Consider the following 21,985-nt stretch of genomic DNA (forward strand, 5'->3'; position numbering starts at 1 on the left):
CATCAACGTTCCGCCATCCTGACAGGGGGTCCCTTTTGCGCGCCGATAAGGGGTCCCGTTTGCACGCCGATTGACAGGCGTGACGGTGGGAGGGGCCGCCGGGTGTGGCGGCCCCCAGGCACGCAGGGCCTGCGCGTTGCCGGTCGGCTTCATTCGTGCGCGGGTGGCCATTGCCGGGCGCTATGGATCAGGACCAGAATCCAGACTGTATCTTCGACCACCTCATAGACGAGGCGATAGCTGCGATGTGGGGTCAGTTCGCGTGTTCCCACAATTTCGCCCAAATGGCCGAGCAGGGGGAAGTCGGCGAGCTGGGCGACGGCATCGCTGAACAGCCGATCCATTCGCACGGCAGCAGCGGGGTCGCGGGCTTCGAGATAGTCCCAGATCGCGGCTCGGTCCTGCTCCGCTTCTGGCGTCCAGACGATATTCACGCCCGATCGGTAATCCGCGAACGGCGAGCGGCAAAGTCAGCTTCCACAGCGTCATTAGAGCGGCCCTGTCCATCATGGATCGAGACGCGTGCCGCATCGACCTTGCGTTGGAGGAAGGCGGTATGTTCGCGCCGCTCCCGCTGTTGCTGGACGAAATCGCGCATCAGTTCGCGGACGACCTGTGACGCAGGCCGATGGCTGGCTTCGGCTTCCGCCATGAACTCATCCCGTAGTTCGGGTTCCAGCTTCATTGTAAATACAGCGGCTTTCGACATGGCGTCCTCGTCTTTGTACTGACGACGTATATACCTTTATCAGGGCCGGGACAATGATAATCCTCTGGGGCCGATCGATATTCAGCCCATGCGCTTCGTGCGGTCGAGCGGCGCCTTGCCAGCATGCCCAGACCTGCTGAACATCCTCCATGCGGTGAGGAGGCCGGGGCTGTCACCCCCGAATGCGCGCTTAATCCCCCGCCTCGCCCGCGCGCTTTTCGTGTCCCTTTTGATGCAGTGGGCGGATCACGGTTTGCCGGCCTAAGTCCTGGGCCGGCGGCCGGATTGTCGGCGCTGTCGGTTGATGCATTTTGATGCAGCTAGCGGGCCTCTGGCGGGTCCGGTCGTGAATGGCATGCAATCTCGCCCTGGGCGCCCCTTGGCAGCCCCGGTGGCGCGCAAGCGCCACCGTCCCCCGCCGGTGCTGCGAGAGTGCGTGATGGCCTTTTCAGGCAACGGTGATGGTGGTTCCCTCAAATCCAAGCCTGGCGAAGCCAGTCCTTTTCCCCCTTTATATTTCTACCCCCGGATAGTGTCGGGACTTCCGACTAGCGCTATCCCGATTATCGAGGGCATTTCCCATGGCGTCGAGGACCGCCAGGAGTGTCGGGTCATCTTCACGTTTCGGTTTGGTAATGAACTGCTGGGGCGTGCGACCGTGCTTCTTGATCGCCTTGCGTTTCAATGCGGCCCTGAAGGTCAGCCAGACACGTCGAGGGGCACTGCAAATGTCGAAATAGAAGGCGTTGCTGATTTGCTCGCGCTGCGGCCCGGCCAGGCCAGCCGTTTCGGCAACGACCGTGCGGCGAACCCATTTCAGGCCGAGCCACCTTGCAAAGCGCTTGCATGCCTCCACGGCCGTCGCCCGATGACATCCCGCCCGATCGGCAAGCTCCTGATAGCTGGGGTCCAGCTGCCCGGTCTTGAAGTCGACCAGCTTCAGGAAGCTGAGCAGGATGCGCCGATCGCCATCCTGAAGGCGATCGGCGCCCTTGTACCGCGTGGTGCGCTGATCATGCAGCAGTTCGTCAAAAGCCTGCATCATGGCGCCGATCCAGTCCCACCCATCACGGATGGGCTTGAACACCTGCGCGCGCTGATCGTCGACGTCATAGCTGTTGCGGCGCGGTGTCCGCTTGCGATCGGGATCTTTCCTGTCCGCGAAGCTGGCGGCGATATCGCCAAAGGAGAGCGCGGTCATGCCGGCGCTCCTTCGTTGATGAGGCTGGTGAAAATGGCGTGATAATGGGAAATCTGGAAAAACAGCGACGTCACGTCGGCCCCCCGGTTCAGGAGTCGATTGGCGCGACGCAGGTGCTCGAATGCGTCGCGGACGGTACTGCTGGTGCTGAATCTGGCTCCCGGCGCGTTTCCGGTGCAGCGCAAAAATGCGCACGGAAATGTGCGGTTTTCAGGGCATGGTCAGATAGGCCGCATAAGCGAAAACATCCCGGAAACGTTGGTGACTGAATGTTTTCGTAATGCGGGGGTCACAGGTTCGAGTCCTGTAAGCGGCACCATTTCGGTCCAAAAGCCCGAGTCCCTAGCACCGCCGCCTCTACGCCAGAGGCGGCGGTGAGGGTCCGCAGCAATTCGGTGCGCGTGCCGAGGATTCGCACGTCCGTCTTGCTATGGACCTCGACCCGCTGAGCCACGGCCCGCACATGATTTCGGGCATAGGAACCGTCGTCATGGCGCAGCTTATGCTTGGCGGCCAGCGCGAAGGCGTGAAGGCTCTCGACCGTGATCTCCGGGCTGATCCGCTCAATATGCGCAACCGCGCGCTCGGCATCCCCTCTGGCCTGGTCGCGGATGGCGGTCAGCTCCGCGATGCGTCCCTTGAGCGATGGATCGCCCATATCGACCAGTCCATTCTCGATCGCCTCATAGAGCCGCGAGAGCTTGGTATCCGCCTCCGTCGCCCGCCGTTCCATCTCGGCGACATGCTGGCGGCGCTCAGTCACCCATTCTTCCCGCCGGTCGATAAGCTGGTCCATCATCACTCCGAGCCGTACGGGATCGAGCAGGCGCTTTTCCAGATGCTCGATCACCGCCTCGTTCAGCCGGTCCATCGGGAGCGAGACGCCGGGACAGCCCGTCTTTCCCTTCGTGGCCTTGGTGGCGCAGGTATAGTAACGATACTCCTGACCGCTCCGGCTGGTGCCCGTGCGCAACGTAATCGCGGCACCGCAGCAGGCGCAGAAGCAGATGCCCGTCAGAAGCGTCGATCCGCCTACCGCGCGCGGCGGCATCATCTTCGGGCTGCGCGCCTTCAATGATCGCTGCACGGCCTCGAACTCGGGCACGGTGACGATCGGCGGCACTTCCATGATGGCGTGCTCGGCCTCGGGTTTGTGACGCTTCTTCTTGACCTCATAGGTGTTGAAGCGGTGCTGGCCGATATATGTCGTCCGCGTGAGCACCTGATGCACCATGCCCTTGCCCCAGCGCCCGCCATAGCGGGTGCGGATATTGTTCTCGTTGAGCCAACACGCGATCGCCATGACCCCAACCGGCCCGCGTCCATCGGGGCCTTCCAGCGCCAGACGGAAAATCCGGCGCACAGTCTCGGCATGGATCGGGTCGATTTCCAGCTTCTTCTTGATCTTCGTGCCCCGTTGCTCCGCCTCGACCACGCGGTAGCCGATCGGCGGGCGGGCGCCGTTCCAGAAACCCTGGCGCGCGTTCTCGTTCATGGCGCGCAGCGTATGCTTGGCGGTTTCCTTCGACTGATATTCATCGAACAGCGTCATGATCTTTCGCATCATCTCGCTTGCGGGATCATCGCCGAGAACCTGCGTGATGGAGACAAGCTGGACACCATTCTTCGCCAGCTTGCGGACATAGAACTCGAACTGGAACTGATCGCGGAAAAAGCGCGAGAAGCTATGCACGACCACCACGTCGAACGCTGGAGGCTTCTCCATCGCCGCGTCCATCATCTCCTGGAAAGCAGGGCGACGGTCATCGGTGCCGGTAACGCCCGGCTCGACGAACTCGGCTGCGACTTCCCAGCTTTTTGACAGGCAATATCCCTCAAGCTGGCGGCGCTGATCGGGGATCGACAGGTCATGGTCCGCCTGGCGTGGCGTGGAAACGCGCAGATAGAGCGCGGCGCGAGCGGTCGCCACGACTGGCGGCTCCTCGGTTTCGGCGGGGGCGACAATCGCCATGACACCATCCTTTCATCAATCTGCGGCCCAGAGCGGCGACCGCGACTACATTTTTTCCAGTCCTCGCAGCGCCGAGGACGCCAGCAGGAACATCCGGTTCGGCCGCCGCGGGAACGGCACAAAGCCAAGGCCCTCGTAGAATGCCGCCGCGCGTTCATCCTTGGCATCGACGATGATGGCCAACACAGCCAGCGTCTCGGCGGCGCCGAGAATGCGTCGTATCGCATCCACCGCCAGCACTTCACCGAAGCCCTTGCCACGCATCCGAACGTCCCGCGCAAGGCGTCCGATCAGCGCCGCTGGATAACCGCTCTCGTAGCGCGGCAACTTCCGCGCGATTTCCTCCGGCAATTCGCCCAGTTCCAGCTTGAAGGCGCTCAGGCTGTAGAAGCCAACGACGCCCAGCTCCGAATCCGTGGCGACGAAGACGCGCGCGACATCGCGGCGGTCGTCCTGACCGGCGCGTCGTCGGAACCAGCCATCCAGATCGGCCTGCCCGCAAGAAAAGCGCGACCGATCATGGTGCTTGCCGAGAGCTTCGAAGACGATCGCCAATCGTCAACCCACGAGATCGCGGTGACGGCGCATGGCCGCGATAAGCCGCTCGGACGGCTCCGGGGGGTTCATCAGCGCCTCGAAGAAGGCATCCCGATCTGCGCCGGACAGCACCAGGCGTTGATGCTCGTCCAGCACGCGCCGTGCGCCTTCATAGGCCAGATCGCCGGCCGTCAGGCCAGTGACCGCCGTCGCCTGTTGAATCAAATCCTTGGCCGAGGCGCTTACGCGCAGCTCGATCCGCTCGCGCTTGATCTCGCGCTCCGGTTTCCGGCGTTTCTGAACGGCTGACATGCCCGATCTCCTTTGACCAAAAATGTACGGCATAATACCGTGCCAGTCAACTTCGCCGAAGCGCACCGGCCGCATCATCCGATCGTAGAAACAGGGGGCAGCAGGGACGATTTTCATCATGGCAGCGACCCGAACAGGGCGTCCAGTTCCTCGCGAAAAGCGCCTTCGATGACGCGCAGTTCGGCATCGCCGATGGGAACCTGCTCGGGCCAGTCGTCGATGACGACGATCGGCGTGCTGGTGGCGCTCCTGCGCGCCGACGCGCGCGTCGGCTGCGGCTGCATGTAGTCGTGCAGGTCTTCCAGCCCTTGCGACCAGCCGCGGGGTGCGCGGCGGCGACGTTTGCGAGAGAGTGCCATATGCTCAAGCTGCCGCGCATCTCCCGGGAATCCAGCAAAATCGCCCTCGGGCGCACACATGTCGGACCCGTAGCGGCGGCGGCGGGATTCGGCGCACGGCGGCGCGAGGCGGAGAAAGCGAAGCGTAGCGTAGCAGAGATACGTGCTCGCGGCGGGATCGCGGATGCCGTGCGCATCCCGGTTTGCTATCCTCCCGCACATGGACTCGCGGACGGACATCGACACCGACAGAATCGACGAGGCGGTGCTTGCCCTGCTGTGGCTCAACCTCAGCACCACCGGCACGGCCTGGAAAGGCTTCGACTGGAATGCGATGGATCGACTGCACGAACGCGGGCTGATCTCCGATCCGGCGCGCAAGGCTAAGTCGGTGCATCTGACCGACGAAGGCATGGCCGAGGCCGAGCGCCTGTTCAACGCGCTGTTCGCTCGCCCCAGAATCCTGCCACGCCGATGCGAAAGCCATAACCCGGCCATCGCTGCCGGCTCCGCTGAAATGCCGGGTGCATCATTGTCTCCCGTCCTGCCTGCCCGACCGACCCTCGCGGCCTCCCTCATGGCTTGATCTGATCGTGTCCACCTGGCGGCGCAACGGCGCCGGGCAACTTTTTTCCGCCGCCTTCGGCTTTGCATCGCGAAGCAAAAAAGCTGCCCTTCGGCCGTCCCTGGGCCGCAAGCCCACCCCGCCGCGCAAGCGCGACGGGAACCCCGGGCAGCGATGCGCAGCCGACTGTCCCCGATCTTCGACACGCCACGAGGCCGCGAAGGGCGCGGTCCCGAGTCAAGAAAGGACAGACGATATGATCTGCGGAAACTTCACGGCGACCGATCGCGGCTTCCACGGCGAAATCCGGTTTTTCGGCCTCAGCGAGAAGGTGGAAATCCTTCGGATCGACGACAAGGCAAGCGACAAGTCGCCCGACTATCGCATCGTCGCCGCCGACGATGAGCGCATCGAATTCGGTGTGGGCTGGCTAAAGGCCACCAAGGACCAGAAGCCTTACGCTTCACTCAAGCTCAATCCGGTCCTGGCGCCTGACGTTCATCTTCGGCTTGTCTCGACCGAGACAACCGGCAAGTTCGAGCTGAAGGTCGACTGATCGCGAGAGCGTCCCGCCAGCAATGGCGGGGCGCTCCCTTTCCGGTCCCGGACGGATCTTCGCTATATCCGCCAGCGCCGATCACCCTGGTGGCCCGCCGCGCAATGATCGAAATCCTGGGCCGGGGCTGACCGGGCAGGGATCGGCCTGATGGCCGAGCCGGTATCCCGGCTATCATTTGCGTGAGCGGAAAAGAGGGCGGGACAGGCCCGCGGAGTGAGCCCGCCCAAGCGGGCAGGTTTTCCCGTGCGCCGCCAGAGCGGCGATCGTTGCTAAGGACGTTGTCCTCGCGCCGGTCAAGGGAAGTGGAACCGTCCGGGGCGGTATCCCCACCTTCCGCGCTTCGCTTGTGCAGGCGGGTGATTCCCCTCCGCCCCGGCCGCCCTTGCCCCGTTGCTACCCTTGGCTCGCCGCCGGGCAGAAGTTCAGGCGCGGCATTCCGCTTCGCTGAACTTCAGACCCAAAGGATTTGAGACATGACCAGCAAGGCACAGGCTCCCCGCAATGTGATCTTCAACGGTGATTGCATCGACGTGATGCAGGCTTTCGATAGCGGCACGGTGGATTTCATTCTGACCGATCCGCCCTATGTGACCCGCTACCGGGACCGCCAGGGCCGGAAGGTCGCCAATGACGATAACGGCCGGTGGCTTCGTCCGGCTTTCCGCGAGATGCACCGCGTCCTGAAGGATGGCGGCTTTGCGGTTTCCTTCTATGGCTGGAACAAGGTGGATTTGTTCATGGAAGCATGGAAGGCGGCGGGTTTCCGCGTCGTCGGCCATCTTGTGTTTCGCAAGCGTTATGCGTCGTCGGCCCGCTTTCTCCGCTATGAGCACGAACAGGCTTATTTGCTCGCAAAGGGCAACCCGGCCCGGCCCGCGCGTCCTATCCCCGATGTTCTGGATTTCCCCTATTCGGGCAACCGCCTTCACCCCACGCAAAAGCCGGTTGAGGCGCTGACTCCGTTGATCGAGGCTTTCACGCAGCCGGGCGAGCTTGTCCTGGACCCGTTCAGCGGCAGCGGCTCGACACTGGCGGCAGCCCAGCAGCTCGGTCGCGACTGGACCGGCATCGAACTGGATAACGGCCACTACCACACCGCCAGCAAGCGGCTTGCCGCGCGGCAGCATCACCGGGCGGCCGCATAGGCCGTCCCTCTCTCCCGCAACCCGGAGGCAAGACCATGACGGATATTATCAGAACCTTCCCCCCTGAGCGGATGCCCAGGACCATCACCACGCCGGAAGGGGTGACCTACTATCGCACCAGATATACAGGCGAGACCATTGAAGGAGCGAGGCAATACGGGATCGAACCAGGATGGACGACCTACGAATACTGGATCAGTCCGGGCGACGACAGCAGGCGTCTTTACGCGATCAGTCCGACGCAGTTCTGGCTTGAATGAAGGCGTCGGCGGGCAAGCCCGGCTCGCAGGGGGCCGGGCTTGCCACTACGCGTTAAGGTCCGCTCGGCCGTCATGGCGCGCGCTCGCCGGGCGTCGCCCGGCTCGCAAGAGACAGTAGCCAGAACGGCATCCCCGTCCTAAGAAGGATGTGGGCCGCTACGCGGCGGCCTGGGGTTGGTAGCCCCACGTTTAGCGGTTTGGCGTCGGCCGTGACGGCGCCGCCATCCTTGACCACATGGTCGGGGAGCCTGTGACGTATGCAACAGGCTTCCGGGCTAAAGGTCACAGGGCCGATTGAACGCGGTTTACCACTCCCCGATCAGGGTCAGGAGCAAGTTTGCGGGGGCGCACCGCAGACTAACCGCTTCTCGCGCGGATGCCGACCGTTGCGGAGGACGCGCGGAGCCATGCCCGCCGCGCGCATGGAATCGTCTCCGTTTCGGTCTAAAAGGTTAACGGGGTTGGAGGAACGGGGGCGTCATGACCGGCAAACATTTCGCGGATCGCGCGCCCGACGCGTCGCGGCTCACCGCCTATGACGAGGATCACCTCGCCGACTATATCCGCCTGCTTGATGCGGACGACGATGGCGCCGACTGGTCCGATGCAGCCGCGCTCGTTTTCGGAATCGATCCCGCTGCGGAACCCGATCGCGCGAAGGCGATGCACGCCAGCCATCTCGCACGCGCGCGCTGGATGACCGAAGTGGGCTACGCATATCTGCTCGGCCCGCGCGCCACCGAATAGGTTAACATTCGGACCGAAATGGATTTTTTTGGCCGTGGATTCCGATGCGCGGCCGGCATCGCCCGGCGCGGCCTTCGCGCTGTCGGGACAAAGCGCTTCTACTGATCCTCGATGATCCAGACTCCGCACAATGAGCGGCTGGAGAGGATGATTCCATGCCGAAAACGCCCAAAGGGCGCGTGCGGCGTGCCGGCCGTGCGCCGGACACGCCGGGACGATCCGATTTCGCCGCCGCGTTCCTGCAACGCAACCGCCAGTATCGCGCCGACCAGGCGCGTCTGAACCGCGACGCTGCGGCGAACGAACGAATGGCGTTTGCCCGTCGATGGGGGTTATCCTTTCGCCTATCAGCCCGATGAACTGTCGAACACGGTGATCTGGCGACCGGAATTGACCGCCGTCACCGTAATTCTCGACGCCGCGCCGGAAGGATATGCCGGCGCAAAGGCGATCGACCCGTTGACGCTCGGCGCGCTGCTCGCCGACCGGGCCGGGATCGAAGGCCGCCATATCGTCGTGGCAGACGCGGCCGGCGAGCATCGGCTGTGGCTACGCGATCCGACGCCCGGCCAGCCGCTTGCTGCGATCGTCCCGCTCGACAAGGACTTTCTCAAGCGCATCCTCAGCTTGCTGCGCTTCCATCGCTTCCTGTCTGGAAAGCGGGCTGGCCCATTGCCACGCGGATGGCCACTCACCGCGATTCGGGCGGCCCGGCTCGAACTGATGCTTCGCGCGCTCGATCTGCGTCTCGGCGGGGCGACCTATCGCGAAATCGCGATCGCGCTCGGCAAGAGCGAAGCCGCGCATCTTTCGGCGTCCGACTTCAAGAACTCGGACGTCCGATCCTTTGTTTATCGCCTGGTGCGCGACGCCACCGCCATGATGAAGGGCGACTACCGCAAGCTGTTGCGCTTCCGCTGATCGCGCCGGCCGCGCGACCACCTCCAAGGGGGTGGGCACATCGGCGCGGTTACGAATCTTCGTTCCCCACCCTGCCGTGAGCACTTCGCCATGATCGCCTCCTGCCAGTCCGCTTCGCAGGAGACGCCCCTTGTCCAGACCGCCCGTCACCCTTCCGCCCCGCTTCCTGCGGACGCCCGAAGCGGCGCGCTTCCTCGGCCTTTCCGGCCGCACGCTTGAGAAGCACCGCTATTTCGGAAGCGGTCCGGCCTATCGCCGGATCGGCGGACGGGTGGTCTATTCGGTGGACGATCTGCGCGCCTGGGCCGACCTCGGCACCAAATATTCCACGTCCGACCCCGGCCAGAACGATCTCATGCCGCAGCGGGATGCGGCGATCACGCAGAGCCGCCGATGACGCCGCACGCAGCCCCCCGTTCGGGCGAGCGCGCCCAGCTCGCGCTGTTTCCGTCTCTCGGCGGAGACATCGCGCCCCGCGATGCCCAGGACCTCATGGCCTGGCCGTTCTTCAGCCTCGCCAAGCGCAGGCGGGTGACGCCGATCGATTTCCGCATGGGCGCGACCTGGATATCGGTCGAGGCCGTGCCCGAGCACGGCATGGCGACCATCTGGGACGCCGACGTGCTGATATGGGCGGCGAGCCAGATCGTCGCCGCGCGCGACGCGGGGCTGCCGACCTCGCGGCTGATGGCCACCACGCCACACGAAATCCTCACCTTCACCGGACGGGGCACCGGCAAAGACCATTATGACCGGCTGAAGGCCGCGCTCGACCGCCTGCAATCGACGACGGTCGCCACCTCGATCCGCCAGCAGCACCAGCGCCGCCGCCATCGCTTCTCGTGGATCAACGAATGGCAGGAGCGGCTCGACGGCGACGGCCGGCCGCTTGGGCTGGAGCTGATCCTGCCCGACTGGTTCTATGCCGGGGTGGTCGACCGCACGTTCGTGCTCACCATCGACCGGGCCTATTTCGACCTGACGGGCGGGCTGGAACGCTGGCTCTACCGGATCGTGCGCAAGCATGGCGGCCAGCAGGAAGGCGGCTGGAGCTTCGACGTCTCGCACCTTCACCTGAAATCCGGCGCGCTCTCGCCATTGAAGCAGTTCGCGTTCGAGCTGCGCGGCATCGTCCGCCGCCAGTCCCTGCCGGGCTACGCGCTGGCGATCGAGCGGGCGTTCGGCCGCGAGCGGCTGACCTTCGCGCCCGTGCCCGCCGATCCGTTCGAGAAGGCAGCGCGGCGCATGGGGCTGGCTGTGGATAACCGGCCATGAGACTCGGCCTATTGAAAACCGCCGGACTCGGCCGATTAAAAACCGCTGACTCGGCCTATAAAAAACCCGACCCCCGCACAAGCCTCTGGAATCGCTCGCGGAATCGGCTCCCTTCTAACTATGCTAACAGTAAAGAATACTTCGTATTCTTGCTAACGCGGTTTCGCGTTGTGGATAATTCGCGAGACGACGCGAAGTATCAGGCAGTAAAGCCGCCGTTTCCCCTACGCTATGCTACTACGCCTTTTGCGTGCGGCGATCAATCCCGGCGTCGTGTTGCGCGGCGCGGGCCGGAACGCCGGCCATGATCGCCGTCCAGCACTTCGGCAGCATCTCGGGCGGCAAGGACAGCCAGGCCGTGCTGTGCCGGATGGTCGAGCGGATCGAGCGCAAGGGGCTTGCCGCGTTCGGCAACCGCGCGCCGCGCTTCCTCTCGGCCGACAACGGCCACGAGAATCCGATCACGCTCGACCATATCGCCTATCTCGACGACTGGCTGGGGCAGCGTCTCGGCCTGCGCATCGAGACGGTTTCGGCGAACGACGTGCCCGGCCTCACCGATGCGGCGGCCTTCGCCCGCAAGCGCGCGATGCTGCGCGAGGAATGGTCGAAGGAGAAGCGCCGCACCCGCCACAAGGGCGCCTGCAATCGGCACCGGGACGCATGGCGGGCCGGCGCGATCACGAAAGGCGAATGGCTCGCCGCATGCGAATGCCCCGTCATGGTGTCACCGCCCGTCCCCGATCATCTGATCGAACGCGCGCTCGAGCTGCTGCATCCGACCGGTATCCCGTTCCTCGACATGGCGATGCTGCACGGCCGGTTTCCCAGCACCAAAGTCCGCTTCTGCACCAGCGACACCAAGCTCATTCCCCTCATGCACCGCAAGCGCCTGCTGCTCGACGCTGGCGTTTCGGTGATCGACTGGATCGGCGAGCGCGCCGACGAGAGTCCGGCGCGGGCGAGGAAGAAGCCCATCCAGTCGGTGCGCTACCCGTCCGGCGCGCGCAATATCCTCTATCGCCCGATTTTCCGCTGGTCGGCGGCGGACGCCTTCGCCATCTCCGCGCGCCACGGCCTCAGGCATAACCCGCTCTACACGATGGGCATGAGCCGCGTCGGCTGCTCGACCTGCATCATGGTCAGGAAGCGCGAGCTGCGCCAATGGGCCATGCGCTTCCCGGCCGAGGTCGACCGGGTGCGCGAATGGGAACGGCTGGTCGGCATCGTTTCGCGGCGCACGGCGGCGCTCGGCACGCCGGCATCGCTGCTTGCCGCGGCGACGGTCCCCGGCGATCCAGACGATCACGGCCGGGCGACCATCGACAGGGCGATCGACTGGTCGCGCACCAGCAGGGGCGGCCGCAACTACGACCTGTTCCTCGCGCAGGAGCAGCGCGACGCCGACGAGGACGGCCTGCTCTGCGACAGCGAATACGGGCTGTGCGAGTGATGCGCGCGCTCGACCTGTTCAGCGCGGCGGCCGGAGGCTGGTCGCTCGGCCTGCACCGCGCCGGCTTCGTCACCGTGGCCGCCTGCGAGATCGTCGAGTGGCGCCGCATCCTCTACGCGGAGAACAACCCCCATGTCCGCCTCTACGCCGACGTGCGCGACCTCACGGCAGCTCGACTTCTTTCAGACCTTGGATTCCTTCCCGACATCATCGTCGGCTCGCCGCCGTGCCAGGACATTTCCAGCGCCAACACCAAGGGCCGGGGCATCGAAGGCGAGCGATCCGGCCTCTACCTCGAAGCCGTCCGCCTGGTCGGAGAGTGCCGCCCTCGCTGGTTCGCTTTTGAGAACAGCGCTAATCTCAGAACTCGCGGCGCTGACCGGCTGCTCCTTCTCCTGGAAACGCTCGGCTACGCCTGCGAACCGTGCGTGGTGGCTGCTGAAAATGTCGGCGCCAACCATGTCCGCAAGCGGTCATGGCTCATTGGCTACGACCCCGGCCAGCTTGCCGACGCCGCGCACCAGCGATGCGGCGCATGGCCCGGAGATGTGCAAGGTCCGGGGCGAGAAGCGGACGGGCATGAACCTGCCGACGATGATGCACCCCGCGGCATTGAACAGGCTCCCGACCCCGATGGCGACGGACGGGATGACGGACGGAGCCGGGGGGGGCGCGGGATCGACATATCCGCTGCGGATGATCCTGGCCACGCCGCGCAAATCGGATGCGGACAAGGGTGGCCGGGGCGACGTGCTCAGCCAGTTGCAGGGCCATGCGAGCCGCCATGCGGGCATGATGCCGACGCCGGTGAAGCCGAATGGCGGGCGCAGATTGAGCGCGCGGGAGATCGAAACGGGACGCCGGGCGAACGGCGCGAAGGCGCAGATCGACACACCGAACCTGCTGCGCCATGCGGCGGAAATCCTCCCCACCCCGACGAAGCGGGACAGCCGGATGGACAGCTGGAGTCCGGCCTACGATCGCAGGAAATCGCCGACGATGGATGCGGTGATGGACGGCGCCATGACGGATCGCGCACCGGACAAATGGGCGGGCGCCCGCGCGCTGGCGGCGATGCTGCGGAGCCGTGGGCTGACTGGAACGGCGGCCTTGCCCATCACCTATGGCTGGATGATGGGCTTTCCGCCTGGGTGGCTGGCACGCGCATTGCGCTCGGCGGTCCACGCGGGACGGCTGCGGCCAGTCTGATCGTCGAGGCGTTCGGCGACGCCGTTCTTCCGCAAATCCCCGAAGCCATCGGCCGCGCCATCCTGCGCACCGAAGCCGCACTCGACCTCGCGTTCGGGCGTACCCCCATCGACAGCACCGGAGACGAACGATGAGCGATCCCGCGCGCCCGGAGCGCATCGACTTCAGCGGGTTTGAAGCCGCGCTGCGCCGACAGGCGGCGGAGCGGGCGCAAGCCGCGCGCACGCCGACCGTTCCAACCGCCAACGCCTCCCGATCCCGGCTGACCGAGGTCGAACTGAGCTGGATCGAGAAAAGACAAGAGCACTGGATACGCTTCGGCCGCGTCGCGCAGGAACGCATCCTCACGCGCCGGACGCGCGTGATGAGCTTCCGGCCGGGCGCCATCTTCGCCTTCGTCCGATGGACCGCCAACGACTATGGCACCGTCACCTCGCGCATCGACGTGGTGCGCGCGGTCGCACCGGGCGAGCCATACACCACACTGCCCTTCGTCCGTCCGGGTGGCGACATCCTCCTGCACATCGAGAGCTGGCCCAAGGTCCAACAGGTGCTCGCCGCGATCGACGCGGTGGAGATGGCGGGCGTCGATCCCTGCGACGCCGCGCCTGACCACTGGCGCCACGTCCACAACCGCATCGCCGCGGGACACCAGCCGCGCCCTTACACGCTGGAGCGGCATCGCGCCTGGCTCAAGCGCCGGGAGATCGAAGGATGACGCGCCGCCGCTATGTCATCGCGACGGCCATCGCCGCGTCCGCCGTCGCCGCGGCGTTCGTCGCGATCGCCGTCGCCGATCCTTTCCCGCGCGTGATCTGGAACGCCAGCGCCAGCGCGCCGATCGGACTCTACCGCATCCATCCCGACCGCGATCCTGCCATCGGGACGCTGGTCGCCATCATGCCGCCAGAGCGGCTTTCCGGCTGGCTTTCTGCGCGCGGCTATCTGCCCGAGGGCGTGCCGCTGTTGAAGCATGTCGCGGCAAAAGCCGGGCAGCGGATTTGCCGCAAGGGCGCCGTGGTAAGTGTTGACGGCCATCCCGTTGCCAGCGCCCGCGCGCGTGACGGCCGTGGCCGCCCGCTGCCGGTCTGGCAGGGCTGCCGCACGCTCGAATCCGGCCAGCTATTCCTGCTCAACCCGTCCGTCGCGGACAGCCTGGACGGCCGCTATTTCGGCCCGCTTCCGGCCTCGACCGTCATCGGCCGCGCAACGCCGCTGCATCTGCGCGCGCCGTCGCAACCGCCTTCGCCCCCCCAAGCCAAGGAGATCGGCCATGCAAGTGAATATCTTTGAATCCACCGCCAACGGCTATGCCGGACGCGCTCGCTACTTCGGCATCAACGAGTCGATCGTGCTTGTCGCGATCGATCCGGGCGACGCCGAGAACGCGCCCGACTACCGCGTCCACCTCGACGACGAGGACGGCCCCGAAGTCGGCGGCGCGTGGAAACGCGTCGGCGAACGGGCCGGCGATTACATCGCGCTGGAGATCGACAGCCCGCTATTCGGCTCGCCATTCCGGCCGGTGCTGTTCCGCGCCGACGACGATGGCCGGACGTTCCGCCTGACGTGGAAGCGTCTCCGACCGCGCGACGATCGGAGCTGATCGGTGGCTGTTCCGATCATCATCCCTTCGTTCGCGGAAAAGCGTTCGCGGTTCAAAATGCTCCCCCGGAGCATTTTGTCGGCAGCTTCGCCGCCGTCACCGCTCACCCCATCCGTCCCGCTCGGTCGCAGGTCGGCCGACGCGTCGCGCGCACCCTTTACCGGAGCGAGCACGCTGGCAGGCTGGCGGCGGAGCGGGGGCGGATTGACCGCCACGCTCGCGGTCCTGCTGCTCGCACCGGGCGCCATGTCCGCTCCCGCGCTGGCGCAGGACACACCGGCCGAACGCGCGGCAACCAGCCATCCTTATGCCGGTCACGTCGCCGACGCCGCCCGGCGCTTCGGCATCCCCGAAACATGGATATGGGCCGTCATTCGCGTCGAGAGCAACGGCGACTCCCGCGCCGTTTCCTCCGCGGGCGCGATGGGCCTGATGCAGATCATGCCCGCGACCTGGGCCAGCCTGCGCGCACGCCACGGGCTGGGGCGCGATCCCTACAATGTCCGCGACAACATCATGGCGGGCGCGGCCTATCTGCGCGCGATGCACGACCGCTACGGCAACGCGACCGCGATGCTGGAGGCCTATAATGCGGGTCCGGGCCGCTACGACGAATATCTGTCGCGCGGCCGTCCTCTGCCCGCCGAGACGCGCGCCTATCTCGAAAAGCTGGCGGCGATCACAGGCGGTTCGGACGACAGCCAGCTTGCCGCCGCGCCGCCGTCCGACCGCTTCGCCTGGCGCCGGGCCGCATTGTTCGCGGCGCGGCCGAACGACGGTCCGGCCGCACCGGAAACGTCGCCGCGCGAGCGCGCGGCCGACATGCGCGGCGCGGTCGAACCGCCCGCGAGCAGCCTGTTCGTCGCGCTGTCGGGGCGGAGGCAGCCGTGAAGATCGCCTACGCCGATCCGCCCTATATCGGCTGCGCGCATCTCTATCGCGGCCACCCCGACTATGCGGGCGAGGTCGATCATGCCGCGCTGATGGAGCGGCTCCAGCGCGACTATGACGGCTGGATATTGCACGCCGCCGCGACGCCGGAATCGGTCGCCGTGCTCGCGCCGCTCGTGCGCGAAACCGGCGCGCGGTGGATGGCCTGGGTCAAGGGATTCGCCGCGTTCAAGCGCAACGTGCCGGTCGCCTGGGCGTGGGAGCCGGTCATCGTGAAGCCCGCGCGCAAGCCGGTCGTGAGCAAGCGGCTGGTCCTGCGCGACTGGATCGAATGCCCGATCACGCTGCGTCGCGGTCTCACCGGAGCGAAGCCCGAAGCAGTTTGCCATTGGTGTTTCGAGACGGTCGCAGCGCGTCCCGACGACACGCTCGACGACCTGTTTCCCGGCACCGGCGCCGTCGCCGAAGCGTGGCGGACCTGGCGCCTCAAGTTCGCGCTGCCGGACGATCCCGTTGCAGCGCCGCCGCGGCCGAATTGCACGGCGGCTGCACGTCGGGAGGGGGCCGGCACGCCATGACCGCCCCCGTTTTCAGATTGGCGCAAGTCAGGGATCAAGTAGCTGGAAGGGCAGGAAAAGGCCGAAGGAAGGGACGGCAAGATAGAAAGCGCACCCCAAATTCGCTGAAAGCCTTTGTCTTTCAACGATTTGGCGCGGGTGCGTCCGTCGGCGAGCGTGCCGCTCGGAAGAAAAAAGCAAGCAAATTCAAAGCGCGCAATGGCACCACAGGCCATTTCCGGCGGAAAGCGGCCCGGCCGTGAGCGAGGACGAGGATTTCCGCGTCCGGCCGGGCAAGGTCAGGAACAGGGGAGCCGGCCACGGCCGCAAGGCGCAAGGACTTGTCGTTCAGGTGCTCCGCGTCGCCGCGCGCAGCGGCGGCGGCCGGCGAACGGCCGGCTGGGGCGGATCGCGCCAGCGCGGGCAATCGAATTTCGGCCGGGGCCGCACGTCCTTCGCGCGGAGCCGGCTGTTCGGATCGGGCCGGCGCGTGCTGGTCAAGATCGTGCCCGTCACCCGTTTTCACCGGAATGGGCGCCCCAGGGCGCCGCTGTCCGCGCACATCGCCTATCTCAAGCGCGAGGGCGTCACCCGCGACGGATCGCCCGCGCGGATGTTCGACGCCAATGGCGATGGCGCCGACGACCGCGCCTTCGCCGATCGGTGTAAGGACGACCGGCATCATTTCAGGATCATCGTCTCGCCCGAGGATGCGGCGGACCTCACCGACCTTCGCGAATATACCCGCGATCTCGTCCGCCAGATGGAAGCTGATCTCGGCACGCGCCTCGAATGGATCGCGGTCGATCACTGGAACACCGACAACCCGCATGTCCATCTGCTGGTCCGCGGCGTCGATGACCAGGGCGCCGACCTCGTCATCAACCGGGAGTATATCAGCCACAATCTGCGCTCGCGCGCCGAAGAACTGGCCTGGGCCGAGCTTGGCCCGAAGCCCGAGCATGAAATCCAGCGCGCGCTCGACCGGGAGGTGACGGCCGAACGCTGGACGAGGCTGGACTCCGAGATCGCGCGCTCGGCCGACGAGCTGGGTGTCGTCGATCTGCGCCCCGAGCATCCCGGCCCGGATGATCCCCGCGTGCGCCGCCTGATGATAGGCCGGTTGCAGCATCTGGAGACGATGGGGCTCGCCGCCCAGGCCGAACCCGGCCAATGGGTGAAGGCCGAGGGCGCGCAGGCCAAGCTGCGCGATCTGGGCACGCGCGGCGACATCATCCGCACCATCGGCAAGGCGCTGAACGATCGCGGCCTGCAGCGCCCGCTCGACAGCTACGAGATCGTCAGCGGGGCGCCGCAAAAGCCCATCGTCGGCCGGTTGATCGACAAGGGGCTCCACGACGAGCTGCATGGCTCGGCCTATGCCGTGATCGACGGCATCGACGGGCGCACCCACCATGTCCGGTTTCCGGGCATCGAGGCGCTGGAGCATAGCCCGGACATCGGCGGCATCGTCGAGCTGCGCGCTACGGCCAAGCCGGGCGAGCGGAATCCGACTCTGCGCCTCGCCACGCGCTCCGATCTCGACCTTGCCACGCAGATGAAGGCGCCGGGCGCGACCTGGCTCGATCATCGCCTGATCGAGCGCGGCGCCGGTGTTGCGGACGGCGGCTTCGGGGCGGAAGTGCGCCGGGCGATGGACGAGCGCACCGACCATCTCGTGCGCGAAGGACTGGCGCGGCGCTACGGCGAGCGCGTCGTCTTCCAGCGCGGTCTTCTCGACACCCTGCGCCGCCGTGAACTGGATGCGGCGGGCGCCGAGATCGCGGGCCGGACGGGGCTCGCATACCGGCCCACCAATCCCGGCGACAAGGTCGCCGGCACATGCCGCCAGCGCCTCGCGCTCGCCTCGGGCCGCTTCGCCATGATCGACGACGGGTTGGGCTTCCGGCTCGTCCCCTGGTCGAACGACCTCGAACGCCAGCTCGGCCGGCAGATCGCAGGCGTCGCCCGCGACGGCGGCGGCATCGGCTGGTCATTGGGCCGCAAGCGCGGCCTCGGCATCTGAACAAGGAGACAAGCCATGCCCGCGACCAAAATCCTTTGGGGACAGATCATCGTCGTCTTCCTGATCGTGCTGACCGCGATCTGGAGCGCGACGCAATGGACGGCGACGGCGCTGGCGTATCAGCCCGAGCTTGGCGAACCCTGGTTCATGGCGCTCGGCTGGCCGGTCTATCCGCCCTACGCCTTCTTCTGGTGGTGGTTCAGCTACGACGCCTATGCGCCCGCCATCTTCCAGACCGGCGCCTGGATCGCCGCGTCGGGCGGCTTCGTGGCGGTCGCCGTCGCCATCGCCATGTCGGTCTGGCGCGCGCGCGAGGCGAAGAACGCGGAAACCTATGGCTCGGCGCGCTGGGCGACCGAGGACGAGGTGCGCGCGGCCGGACTGCTCGGCGACGACGGCGTGGTGATCGGCAAGCTTGGCCGCGCATATCTGCGCCACGACGGCCCCGAGCATGTGCTGTGCTACGCGCCGACCCGCAGCGGCAAGGGCGTCGGGCTGGTTGTGCCCTCGCTCCTGACCTGGCCGGCGTCGGCGATCGTCCATGACATCAAGGGTGAGAACTGGACGCTGACGGCGGGCTTCCGCGCACGGCATGGCCGCGTCCTGCTGTTCGACCCGACCAACGCGGCCTCGGACGCCTACAACCCGCTGCTGGAGGTCCGGCGCGGCCAGTGGGAAGTCCGCGACGTGCAGAACGTGGCCGACGTGCTGGTCGACCCGGAAGGCTCGTTAGAGAAGCGCAACCACTGGGAAAAGACCAGCCATGCGCTGCTGGTCGGCGCGATCCTGCATGTTCTCTACGCCGAGCCCGACAAGACGCTGGCGGGCGTCGCCGCCTTCCTGTCCGATCCGGCGCGCGCAATCGAGCAGACGCTGGCCGCGATGATGGCGACCCCGCATCTCGGCGAGGCGGGCGTCCATCCCGTCGTCGCCAGCGCCGCACGCGAACTGCTCAACAAGAGCGACAACGAACGCTCGGGCGTGCTCTCGACCGCCATGTCGTTTCTCGGGCTTTACCGCGATCCCGTCGTCGCACAGGTCACGCGCGCCTGCCACTGGCGCGTCATGGATCTCGTATCGGGCGAGCAGCCGACGACGCTCTACCTCGTCATTCCGCCCAGCGACATCTCGCGGACCAAGCCGCTCATACGCCTGATGCTCAACCAGATCGGGCGGCGGCTGACCGAGGAACTGAACCAGGGCAACCGGCATCGCCTGCTGCTGATGCTCGACGAGTTTCCCGCGCTGGGGAGGCTCGATTTTTTCGAGTCCGCGCTGGCGTTCATGGCCGGCTATGGTCTGAAATCCTTCCTCATCGCCCAGTCGTTGAACCAGATCGAGAAAGCCTACGGGCAGGACAATGCCATCCTCGACAACTGCCATGTCCGGGTGAGCTTCGCGACCAACAACGAGAAGACGGGCGAGCGCGTGTCGAAGGCGCTCGGCACCAAGACCGAGATGCGGGCCATGAAGAATTATGCCGGGCACAGGCTCTCGCCCTGGCTCGGCCATCTGATGGTCTCGCGCTCCGAGACCGCCCGGCAGCTGCTGACGCAGGGCGAGGTCATGCAACTGCCGCCCGACGAGGAAATCGTCATGGTGTCGGGCGTCCAGCCGATCCGCGCGAAGAAGGCGGCCTATTACGCCGATCCCCGTCTCGCCGCGCGGATCATGCCGCCGCCCGATCCGGCCGCATCGGGGGCTCGGGAAATCCGTCCCGACGACTGGACGGGGCTCGCCGCTTCGGCCGATCCCGCCGAGATCGCGGCGATCATCCGGCGCCAGGAGGATGCCGCCAACAGCGGGCTGCGCCGCGAGCCCGAGCTTCCCGATCATGTCGCCATCGTGAAGGAGACGGCGCCCGCGCCGCCCGCGCAGGAATTTTCCATCGTCGAGGACGAGCCCGAGGACGCCGCGCGCCAGGCGGCGGCGCGGCGCCGGATGCAGGGCATCGCGCGGCAGGCCTCGCTCGATCCCGACGACGGCATCGAATTGTAGGAGCATCCCATGCGCGTCCGTCTCAACGTCTATTTTCCGCCTGACCTCGCCCGCCAGGTGAGCGAGCTGGCGATCCGCCGCCGCATCTCGCGCTCGGCGATCGTAGAAGCGGCCGTCACCTCCTGGATGTCGCCGGACGGCGCCGACCGGATGGAGGCTGCCTTCGCACGCCGTCTCGACCGGCTCTCGCGCCAGGTCCAGCGGCTCGAACGCAACACGGGCCTCACGACCGAGGCGCTGGCGCTGTTCGTCCGCTTCTGGCTGGCGGTCACGCCGCCGCTGCCCGACGAGGATCAGGCGGCGGCCCAGGTGAAGGGCCGCAAGCGCTATGAGGGATTTGTCGAGACGCTCGGCCGACGCTACGCCAGCGGCAAGAGCCTGCTCGACGAAATCCCCGAGGATATTACAGGTCGTGAGGGCGGCTCCGCCGACACATGACAGTGCAGCGAACCAACCGGAGCCGGCCATGCGCGACTCGGCCAGCTATACTCGCGAAAATAGTGTGGGCGGATATCGGCGATTAAAGTGCCCCACCGCAACGCGCACTTATCTACCGCCGTCACTACTACGCCCTGACATAGTTGTTGCCTCGCGCTATTTCCTGTCTCTCTTGATGTGCCCCTGACGCCGGGCGGCGGTTCGCCCGGCCCAATTCAGGGGCCGTTACTTGTCCGTCCAGCCGATCCGATCCGAAGGTTTCACCCGTGGCGCGCGGATGCTGCGCACGGCGCTGGGACCGTCGATCGCGGCCTGGCTCGACGATGCCGCCGTGATCGAGGTGATGCTGAACCCGGACGGCCGGCTCTGGATCGACCGGCTCGGCGAGGGGATTTCCGACACCGGCATGACGATGGGCGTGGCGGATGGCGAGCGCATCGTCCGCCTGGTCGCGCACCATGTCGGCGTCGAGGTTCACGCGCGCAGCCCCCGCGTTTCGGCCGAACTGCCTGAAGGGGGCGAGCGGTTCGAGGGGCTGCTGCCGCCTGTCGTCGCCGCGCCTGCCTTCGCGATCCGCAAGCCCGCCGTCGCGGTATTCACCCTCGACGACTATGTGGCAGCCGGGATCATGTCATCGGCTCACGCCGAGGCGCTGCGGCACGGCGTCGAAACCCGCGCCAACATCCTCGTCGCGGGCGGGACCGGCAGCGGCAAGACCACGCTGGTCAACGCACTGCTCGCCGAGGTGGCGAAGACCACCGACCGCATCGTCCTGATCGAGGACACGCGCGAGCTGCAATGCGCCGCGCCGAACCTCGTCGCCATGCGGACCAGGGATGGCGTCGTAACGCTGTCCGATCTCGTGCGGTCCAGCCTGCGCCTGCGCCCCGACCGCATCCCGATCGGCGAGGTGCGCGGCGCCGAGGCGCTCGACCTTCTCAAAGCCTGGGGCACCGGCCATCCGGGCGGCATCGGCACCATCCATGCCGGAACCGCGCTCGGTGCGCTGCGCCGCATGGAACAGCTCATCCAGGAGGCCGTCGTCACGGTCCCGCGCGCGCTGCTGGCCGAGACCATCGACCTGATCGCCGTGCTCGTCCGCGACGGACACGGCCGCCGCCTCGCCGAGCTGGCCCGCGCCGAAGGGCTCGACGCCGCGACCGGCGACTACCGCCTCATGCCGCTCACCACCCCCCAGACCGGAGACCTGCCATGACCAACGATCCCAAACCTGTCAGGACCATGAAGGGCCGCCTGCTCGGCGGC

Annotated in this window: 27 protein-coding genes; 20 read left to right on the forward strand and 7 right to left on the reverse strand. The window is 66.5% G+C overall.

The annotated features are described in order from the left end of the window. Positions 1-149: 149 nt before the first annotated feature. From WFP78_RS17830 to WFP78_RS17860, 7 genes are all read right to left on the reverse strand, one after another. Positions 150-434, reverse strand: coding sequence for a type II toxin-antitoxin system RelE/ParE family toxin (locus WFP78_RS17830; protein ID WP_336965444.1), 285 nt, complete (start codon positions 432-434; stop codon positions 150-152). Then, positions 431-709, reverse strand: a complete 279-nt coding sequence (locus tag WFP78_RS17835) for an antitoxin of toxin-antitoxin stability system (protein WP_336965446.1) — start codon at positions 707-709, stop codon at positions 431-433. The genes WFP78_RS17830 and WFP78_RS17835 overlap by 4 nt, the downstream gene beginning before the upstream one ends. Positions 710-1,220: 511 nt before the next feature. Beyond that, positions 1,221-2,105, reverse strand: a complete 885-nt coding sequence (locus tag WFP78_RS17840; protein WP_336965448.1) for a hypothetical protein — start codon at positions 2,103-2,105, stop codon at positions 1,221-1,223. 94 nt (positions 2,106-2,199) lie between these two features. Beyond that, positions 2,200-3,882 carry a recombinase family protein gene (locus tag WFP78_RS17845; RefSeq protein WP_336965451.1) on the reverse strand — a complete coding sequence of 561 codons (1,683 nt, stop codon included), beginning with the start codon at positions 3,880-3,882 and terminating at the stop codon, positions 2,200-2,202. 45 nt (positions 3,883-3,927) lie between these two features. Continuing rightward, positions 3,928-4,437, reverse strand: coding sequence for a GNAT family N-acetyltransferase (locus WFP78_RS17850; RefSeq protein WP_070932442.1), 510 nt, complete (start codon positions 4,435-4,437; stop codon positions 3,928-3,930). 3 nt (positions 4,438-4,440) lie between these two features. After that, positions 4,441-4,851, reverse strand: coding sequence for a type II toxin-antitoxin system TacA family antitoxin (locus WFP78_RS17855; RefSeq protein ID WP_217494707.1), 411 nt, complete (start codon positions 4,849-4,851; stop codon positions 4,441-4,443). Next, positions 4,848-5,090: a hypothetical protein gene (locus tag WFP78_RS17860; protein WP_336965461.1), complete on the reverse strand. Its 243-nt coding sequence runs from the start codon at positions 5,088-5,090 to the stop codon at positions 4,848-4,850. Before WFP78_RS17860 ends, WFP78_RS17855 begins: the two co-directional genes overlap by 4 nt. Before the next feature lie 142 nt (positions 5,091-5,232). Here WFP78_RS17860 and WFP78_RS17865 point away from each other — a divergent pair, with 142 nt between their 5' ends. The 20 genes from WFP78_RS17865 (at position 5,233) to trbB (ending at position 21,935) form a co-directional block, all read left to right on the forward strand. Beyond that, positions 5,233-5,655, forward strand: coding sequence for a DUF6429 family protein (locus WFP78_RS17865; protein WP_336965463.1), 423 nt, complete (start codon positions 5,233-5,235; stop codon positions 5,653-5,655). Between the two features lie 7 nt (positions 5,656-5,662). After that, positions 5,663-6,190, forward strand: a complete 528-nt coding sequence (locus tag WFP78_RS17870; RefSeq protein WP_254684350.1) for a DUF736 domain-containing protein — start codon at positions 5,663-5,665, stop codon at positions 6,188-6,190. A gap of 476 nt (positions 6,191-6,666) precedes the next feature. Beyond that, on the forward strand, positions 6,667-7,338 hold the full coding sequence (locus tag WFP78_RS17875) for a DNA methyltransferase (protein ID WP_070932435.1): 672 nt from the start codon (positions 6,667-6,669) through the stop codon (positions 7,336-7,338). A gap of 35 nt (positions 7,339-7,373) precedes the next feature. Next, positions 7,374-7,598: a hypothetical protein gene (locus tag WFP78_RS17880; RefSeq protein WP_139181628.1), complete on the forward strand. Its 225-nt coding sequence runs from the start codon at positions 7,374-7,376 to the stop codon at positions 7,596-7,598. Between the two features lie 480 nt (positions 7,599-8,078). Further along, entirely contained in the window at positions 8,079-8,345 is a 267-nt protein-coding gene (locus WFP78_RS17885) for a DNA -binding domain-containing protein (RefSeq protein ID WP_070932432.1), read from the forward strand. 155 nt (positions 8,346-8,500) lie between these two features. Then, positions 8,501-8,704 carry a transcriptional regulator domain-containing protein gene (locus WFP78_RS17890; RefSeq protein ID WP_084652902.1) on the forward strand — a complete coding sequence of 68 codons (204 nt, stop codon included), beginning with the start codon at positions 8,501-8,503 and terminating at the stop codon, positions 8,702-8,704. Positions 8,705-8,717: 13 nt separating this feature from the next. Beyond that, positions 8,718-9,266, forward strand: coding sequence for a DUF2285 domain-containing protein (locus WFP78_RS17895; RefSeq protein WP_419722997.1), 549 nt, complete (start codon positions 8,718-8,720; stop codon positions 9,264-9,266). A gap of 130 nt (positions 9,267-9,396) precedes the next feature. Beyond that, the gene (locus WFP78_RS17900; protein ID WP_070932429.1) at positions 9,397-9,663 is read left to right on the forward strand and encodes a helix-turn-helix transcriptional regulator; all 267 of its coding nucleotides are present in this window, start codon (positions 9,397-9,399) and stop codon (positions 9,661-9,663) included. After that, entirely contained in the window at positions 9,660-10,541 is an 882-nt protein-coding gene (locus tag WFP78_RS17905; RefSeq protein WP_070932427.1) for a replication initiator protein A, read from the forward strand. Before WFP78_RS17900 ends, WFP78_RS17905 begins: the two co-directional genes overlap by 4 nt. Before the next feature lie 304 nt (positions 10,542-10,845). Further along, positions 10,846-11,994, forward strand: a complete 1,149-nt coding sequence (locus tag WFP78_RS17910) for a phosphoadenosine phosphosulfate reductase domain-containing protein (protein WP_070932425.1) — start codon at positions 10,846-10,848, stop codon at positions 11,992-11,994. After that, complete coding sequence (locus tag WFP78_RS17915) at positions 11,994-13,337, forward strand: DNA cytosine methyltransferase (RefSeq protein ID WP_084652900.1); 1,344 nt, start codon at positions 11,994-11,996, stop codon at positions 13,335-13,337. Before WFP78_RS17910 ends, WFP78_RS17915 begins: the two co-directional genes overlap by 1 nt. Beyond that, complete coding sequence (locus tag WFP78_RS17920; RefSeq protein WP_084652898.1) at positions 13,334-13,921, forward strand: DUF2840 domain-containing protein; 588 nt, start codon at positions 13,334-13,336, stop codon at positions 13,919-13,921. Before WFP78_RS17915 ends, WFP78_RS17920 begins: the two co-directional genes overlap by 4 nt. Continuing rightward, a complete protein-coding gene (locus tag WFP78_RS17925) occupies positions 13,918-14,496 on the forward strand; it encodes a S26 family signal peptidase (protein WP_070932421.1) in 579 nt (192 codons plus the stop codon). Before WFP78_RS17920 ends, WFP78_RS17925 begins: the two co-directional genes overlap by 4 nt. Further along, positions 14,477-14,809 (forward strand): DUF736 domain-containing protein, encoded by a 333-nt coding sequence (locus WFP78_RS17930; RefSeq protein WP_070932419.1) that lies wholly within the window; start codon positions 14,477-14,479, stop codon positions 14,807-14,809. The genes WFP78_RS17925 and WFP78_RS17930 overlap by 20 nt, the downstream gene beginning before the upstream one ends. Positions 14,810-15,055: 246 nt before the next feature. Further along, positions 15,056-15,700: a lytic transglycosylase domain-containing protein gene (locus WFP78_RS17935; RefSeq protein WP_254684530.1), complete on the forward strand. Its 645-nt coding sequence runs from the start codon at positions 15,056-15,058 to the stop codon at positions 15,698-15,700. Continuing rightward, positions 15,697-16,278, forward strand: coding sequence for a hypothetical protein (locus tag WFP78_RS17940; protein WP_070932417.1), 582 nt, complete (start codon positions 15,697-15,699; stop codon positions 16,276-16,278). The genes WFP78_RS17935 and WFP78_RS17940 overlap by 4 nt, the downstream gene beginning before the upstream one ends. Positions 16,279-16,516: 238 nt before the next feature. Further along, positions 16,517-18,283, forward strand: coding sequence for a relaxase/mobilization nuclease domain-containing protein (locus WFP78_RS17945; protein ID WP_070932415.1), 1,767 nt, complete (start codon positions 16,517-16,519; stop codon positions 18,281-18,283). Positions 18,284-18,298: 15 nt separating this feature from the next. After that, complete coding sequence (locus WFP78_RS17950; protein WP_070932413.1) at positions 18,299-20,281, forward strand: conjugal transfer protein TraG; 1,983 nt, start codon at positions 18,299-18,301, stop codon at positions 20,279-20,281. Positions 20,282-20,290: 9 nt separating this feature from the next. Continuing rightward, positions 20,291-20,719 carry a ribbon-helix-helix domain-containing protein gene (locus WFP78_RS17955; protein WP_070932411.1) on the forward strand — a complete coding sequence of 143 codons (429 nt, stop codon included), beginning with the start codon at positions 20,291-20,293 and terminating at the stop codon, positions 20,717-20,719. 229 nt (positions 20,720-20,948) lie between these two features. Then, complete coding sequence (gene trbB, locus WFP78_RS17960) at positions 20,949-21,935, forward strand: P-type conjugative transfer ATPase TrbB (RefSeq protein ID WP_070932410.1); 987 nt, start codon at positions 20,949-20,951, stop codon at positions 21,933-21,935. The last annotated feature ends 50 nt before the right edge of the window (positions 21,936-21,985 follow it).

Origin of the sequence: Sphingobium aquiterrae (assembly GCF_037154135.1) — a bacterium.
GTDB classification, from domain to species: Bacteria; Pseudomonadota; Alphaproteobacteria; order Sphingomonadales; family Sphingomonadaceae; genus Sphingobium; species Sphingobium aquiterrae.

What these genes read in the sequence shown, in the direction of transcription:
- WFP78_RS17835 (WP_336965446.1), bottom strand. Translation starts at nt 709, where the DNA reads ATGTCGAAAGCCGCTGTATTTACAATGAAGCTGGAACCCGAACTACGG.
- WFP78_RS17845 (WP_336965451.1), bottom strand. Translation starts at nt 3,882, where the DNA reads ATGGCGATTGTCGCCCCCGCCGAAACCGAGGAGCCGCCAGTCGTGGCG.
- WFP78_RS17855 (WP_217494707.1), bottom strand. Translation starts at nt 4,851, where the DNA reads ATGATGAAAATCGTCCCTGCTGCCCCCTGTTTCTACGATCGGATGATG.
- WFP78_RS17860 (WP_336965461.1), bottom strand. Translation starts at nt 5,090, where the DNA reads ATGGCACTCTCTCGCAAACGTCGCCGCCGCGCACCCCGCGGCTGGTCG.
- WFP78_RS17875 (WP_070932435.1), top strand. Translation starts at nt 6,667, where the DNA reads ATGACCAGCAAGGCACAGGCTCCCCGCAATGTGATCTTCAACGGTGAT.
- WFP78_RS17880 (WP_139181628.1), top strand. Translation starts at nt 7,374, where the DNA reads ATGACGGATATTATCAGAACCTTCCCCCCTGAGCGGATGCCCAGGACC.
- WFP78_RS17885 (WP_070932432.1), top strand. Translation starts at nt 8,079, where the DNA reads ATGACCGGCAAACATTTCGCGGATCGCGCGCCCGACGCGTCGCGGCTC.
- WFP78_RS17890 (WP_084652902.1), top strand. Translation starts at nt 8,501, where the DNA reads ATGCCGAAAACGCCCAAAGGGCGCGTGCGGCGTGCCGGCCGTGCGCCG.
- WFP78_RS17905 (WP_070932427.1), top strand. Translation starts at nt 9,660, where the DNA reads ATGACGCCGCACGCAGCCCCCCGTTCGGGCGAGCGCGCCCAGCTCGCG.
- WFP78_RS17910 (WP_070932425.1), top strand. Translation starts at nt 10,846, where the DNA reads ATGATCGCCGTCCAGCACTTCGGCAGCATCTCGGGCGGCAAGGACAGC.
- WFP78_RS17915 (WP_084652900.1), top strand. Translation starts at nt 11,994, where the DNA reads ATGCGCGCGCTCGACCTGTTCAGCGCGGCGGCCGGAGGCTGGTCGCTC.
- WFP78_RS17920 (WP_084652898.1), top strand. Translation starts at nt 13,334, where the DNA reads ATGAGCGATCCCGCGCGCCCGGAGCGCATCGACTTCAGCGGGTTTGAA.
- WFP78_RS17925 (WP_070932421.1), top strand. Translation starts at nt 13,918, where the DNA reads ATGACGCGCCGCCGCTATGTCATCGCGACGGCCATCGCCGCGTCCGCC.
- WFP78_RS17930 (WP_070932419.1), top strand. Translation starts at nt 14,477, where the DNA reads ATGCAAGTGAATATCTTTGAATCCACCGCCAACGGCTATGCCGGACGC.
- WFP78_RS17935 (WP_254684530.1), top strand. Translation starts at nt 15,056, where the DNA reads ATGTCCGCTCCCGCGCTGGCGCAGGACACACCGGCCGAACGCGCGGCA.
- WFP78_RS17950 (WP_070932413.1), top strand. Translation starts at nt 18,299, where the DNA reads ATGCCCGCGACCAAAATCCTTTGGGGACAGATCATCGTCGTCTTCCTG.
- WFP78_RS17955 (WP_070932411.1), top strand. Translation starts at nt 20,291, where the DNA reads ATGCGCGTCCGTCTCAACGTCTATTTTCCGCCTGACCTCGCCCGCCAG.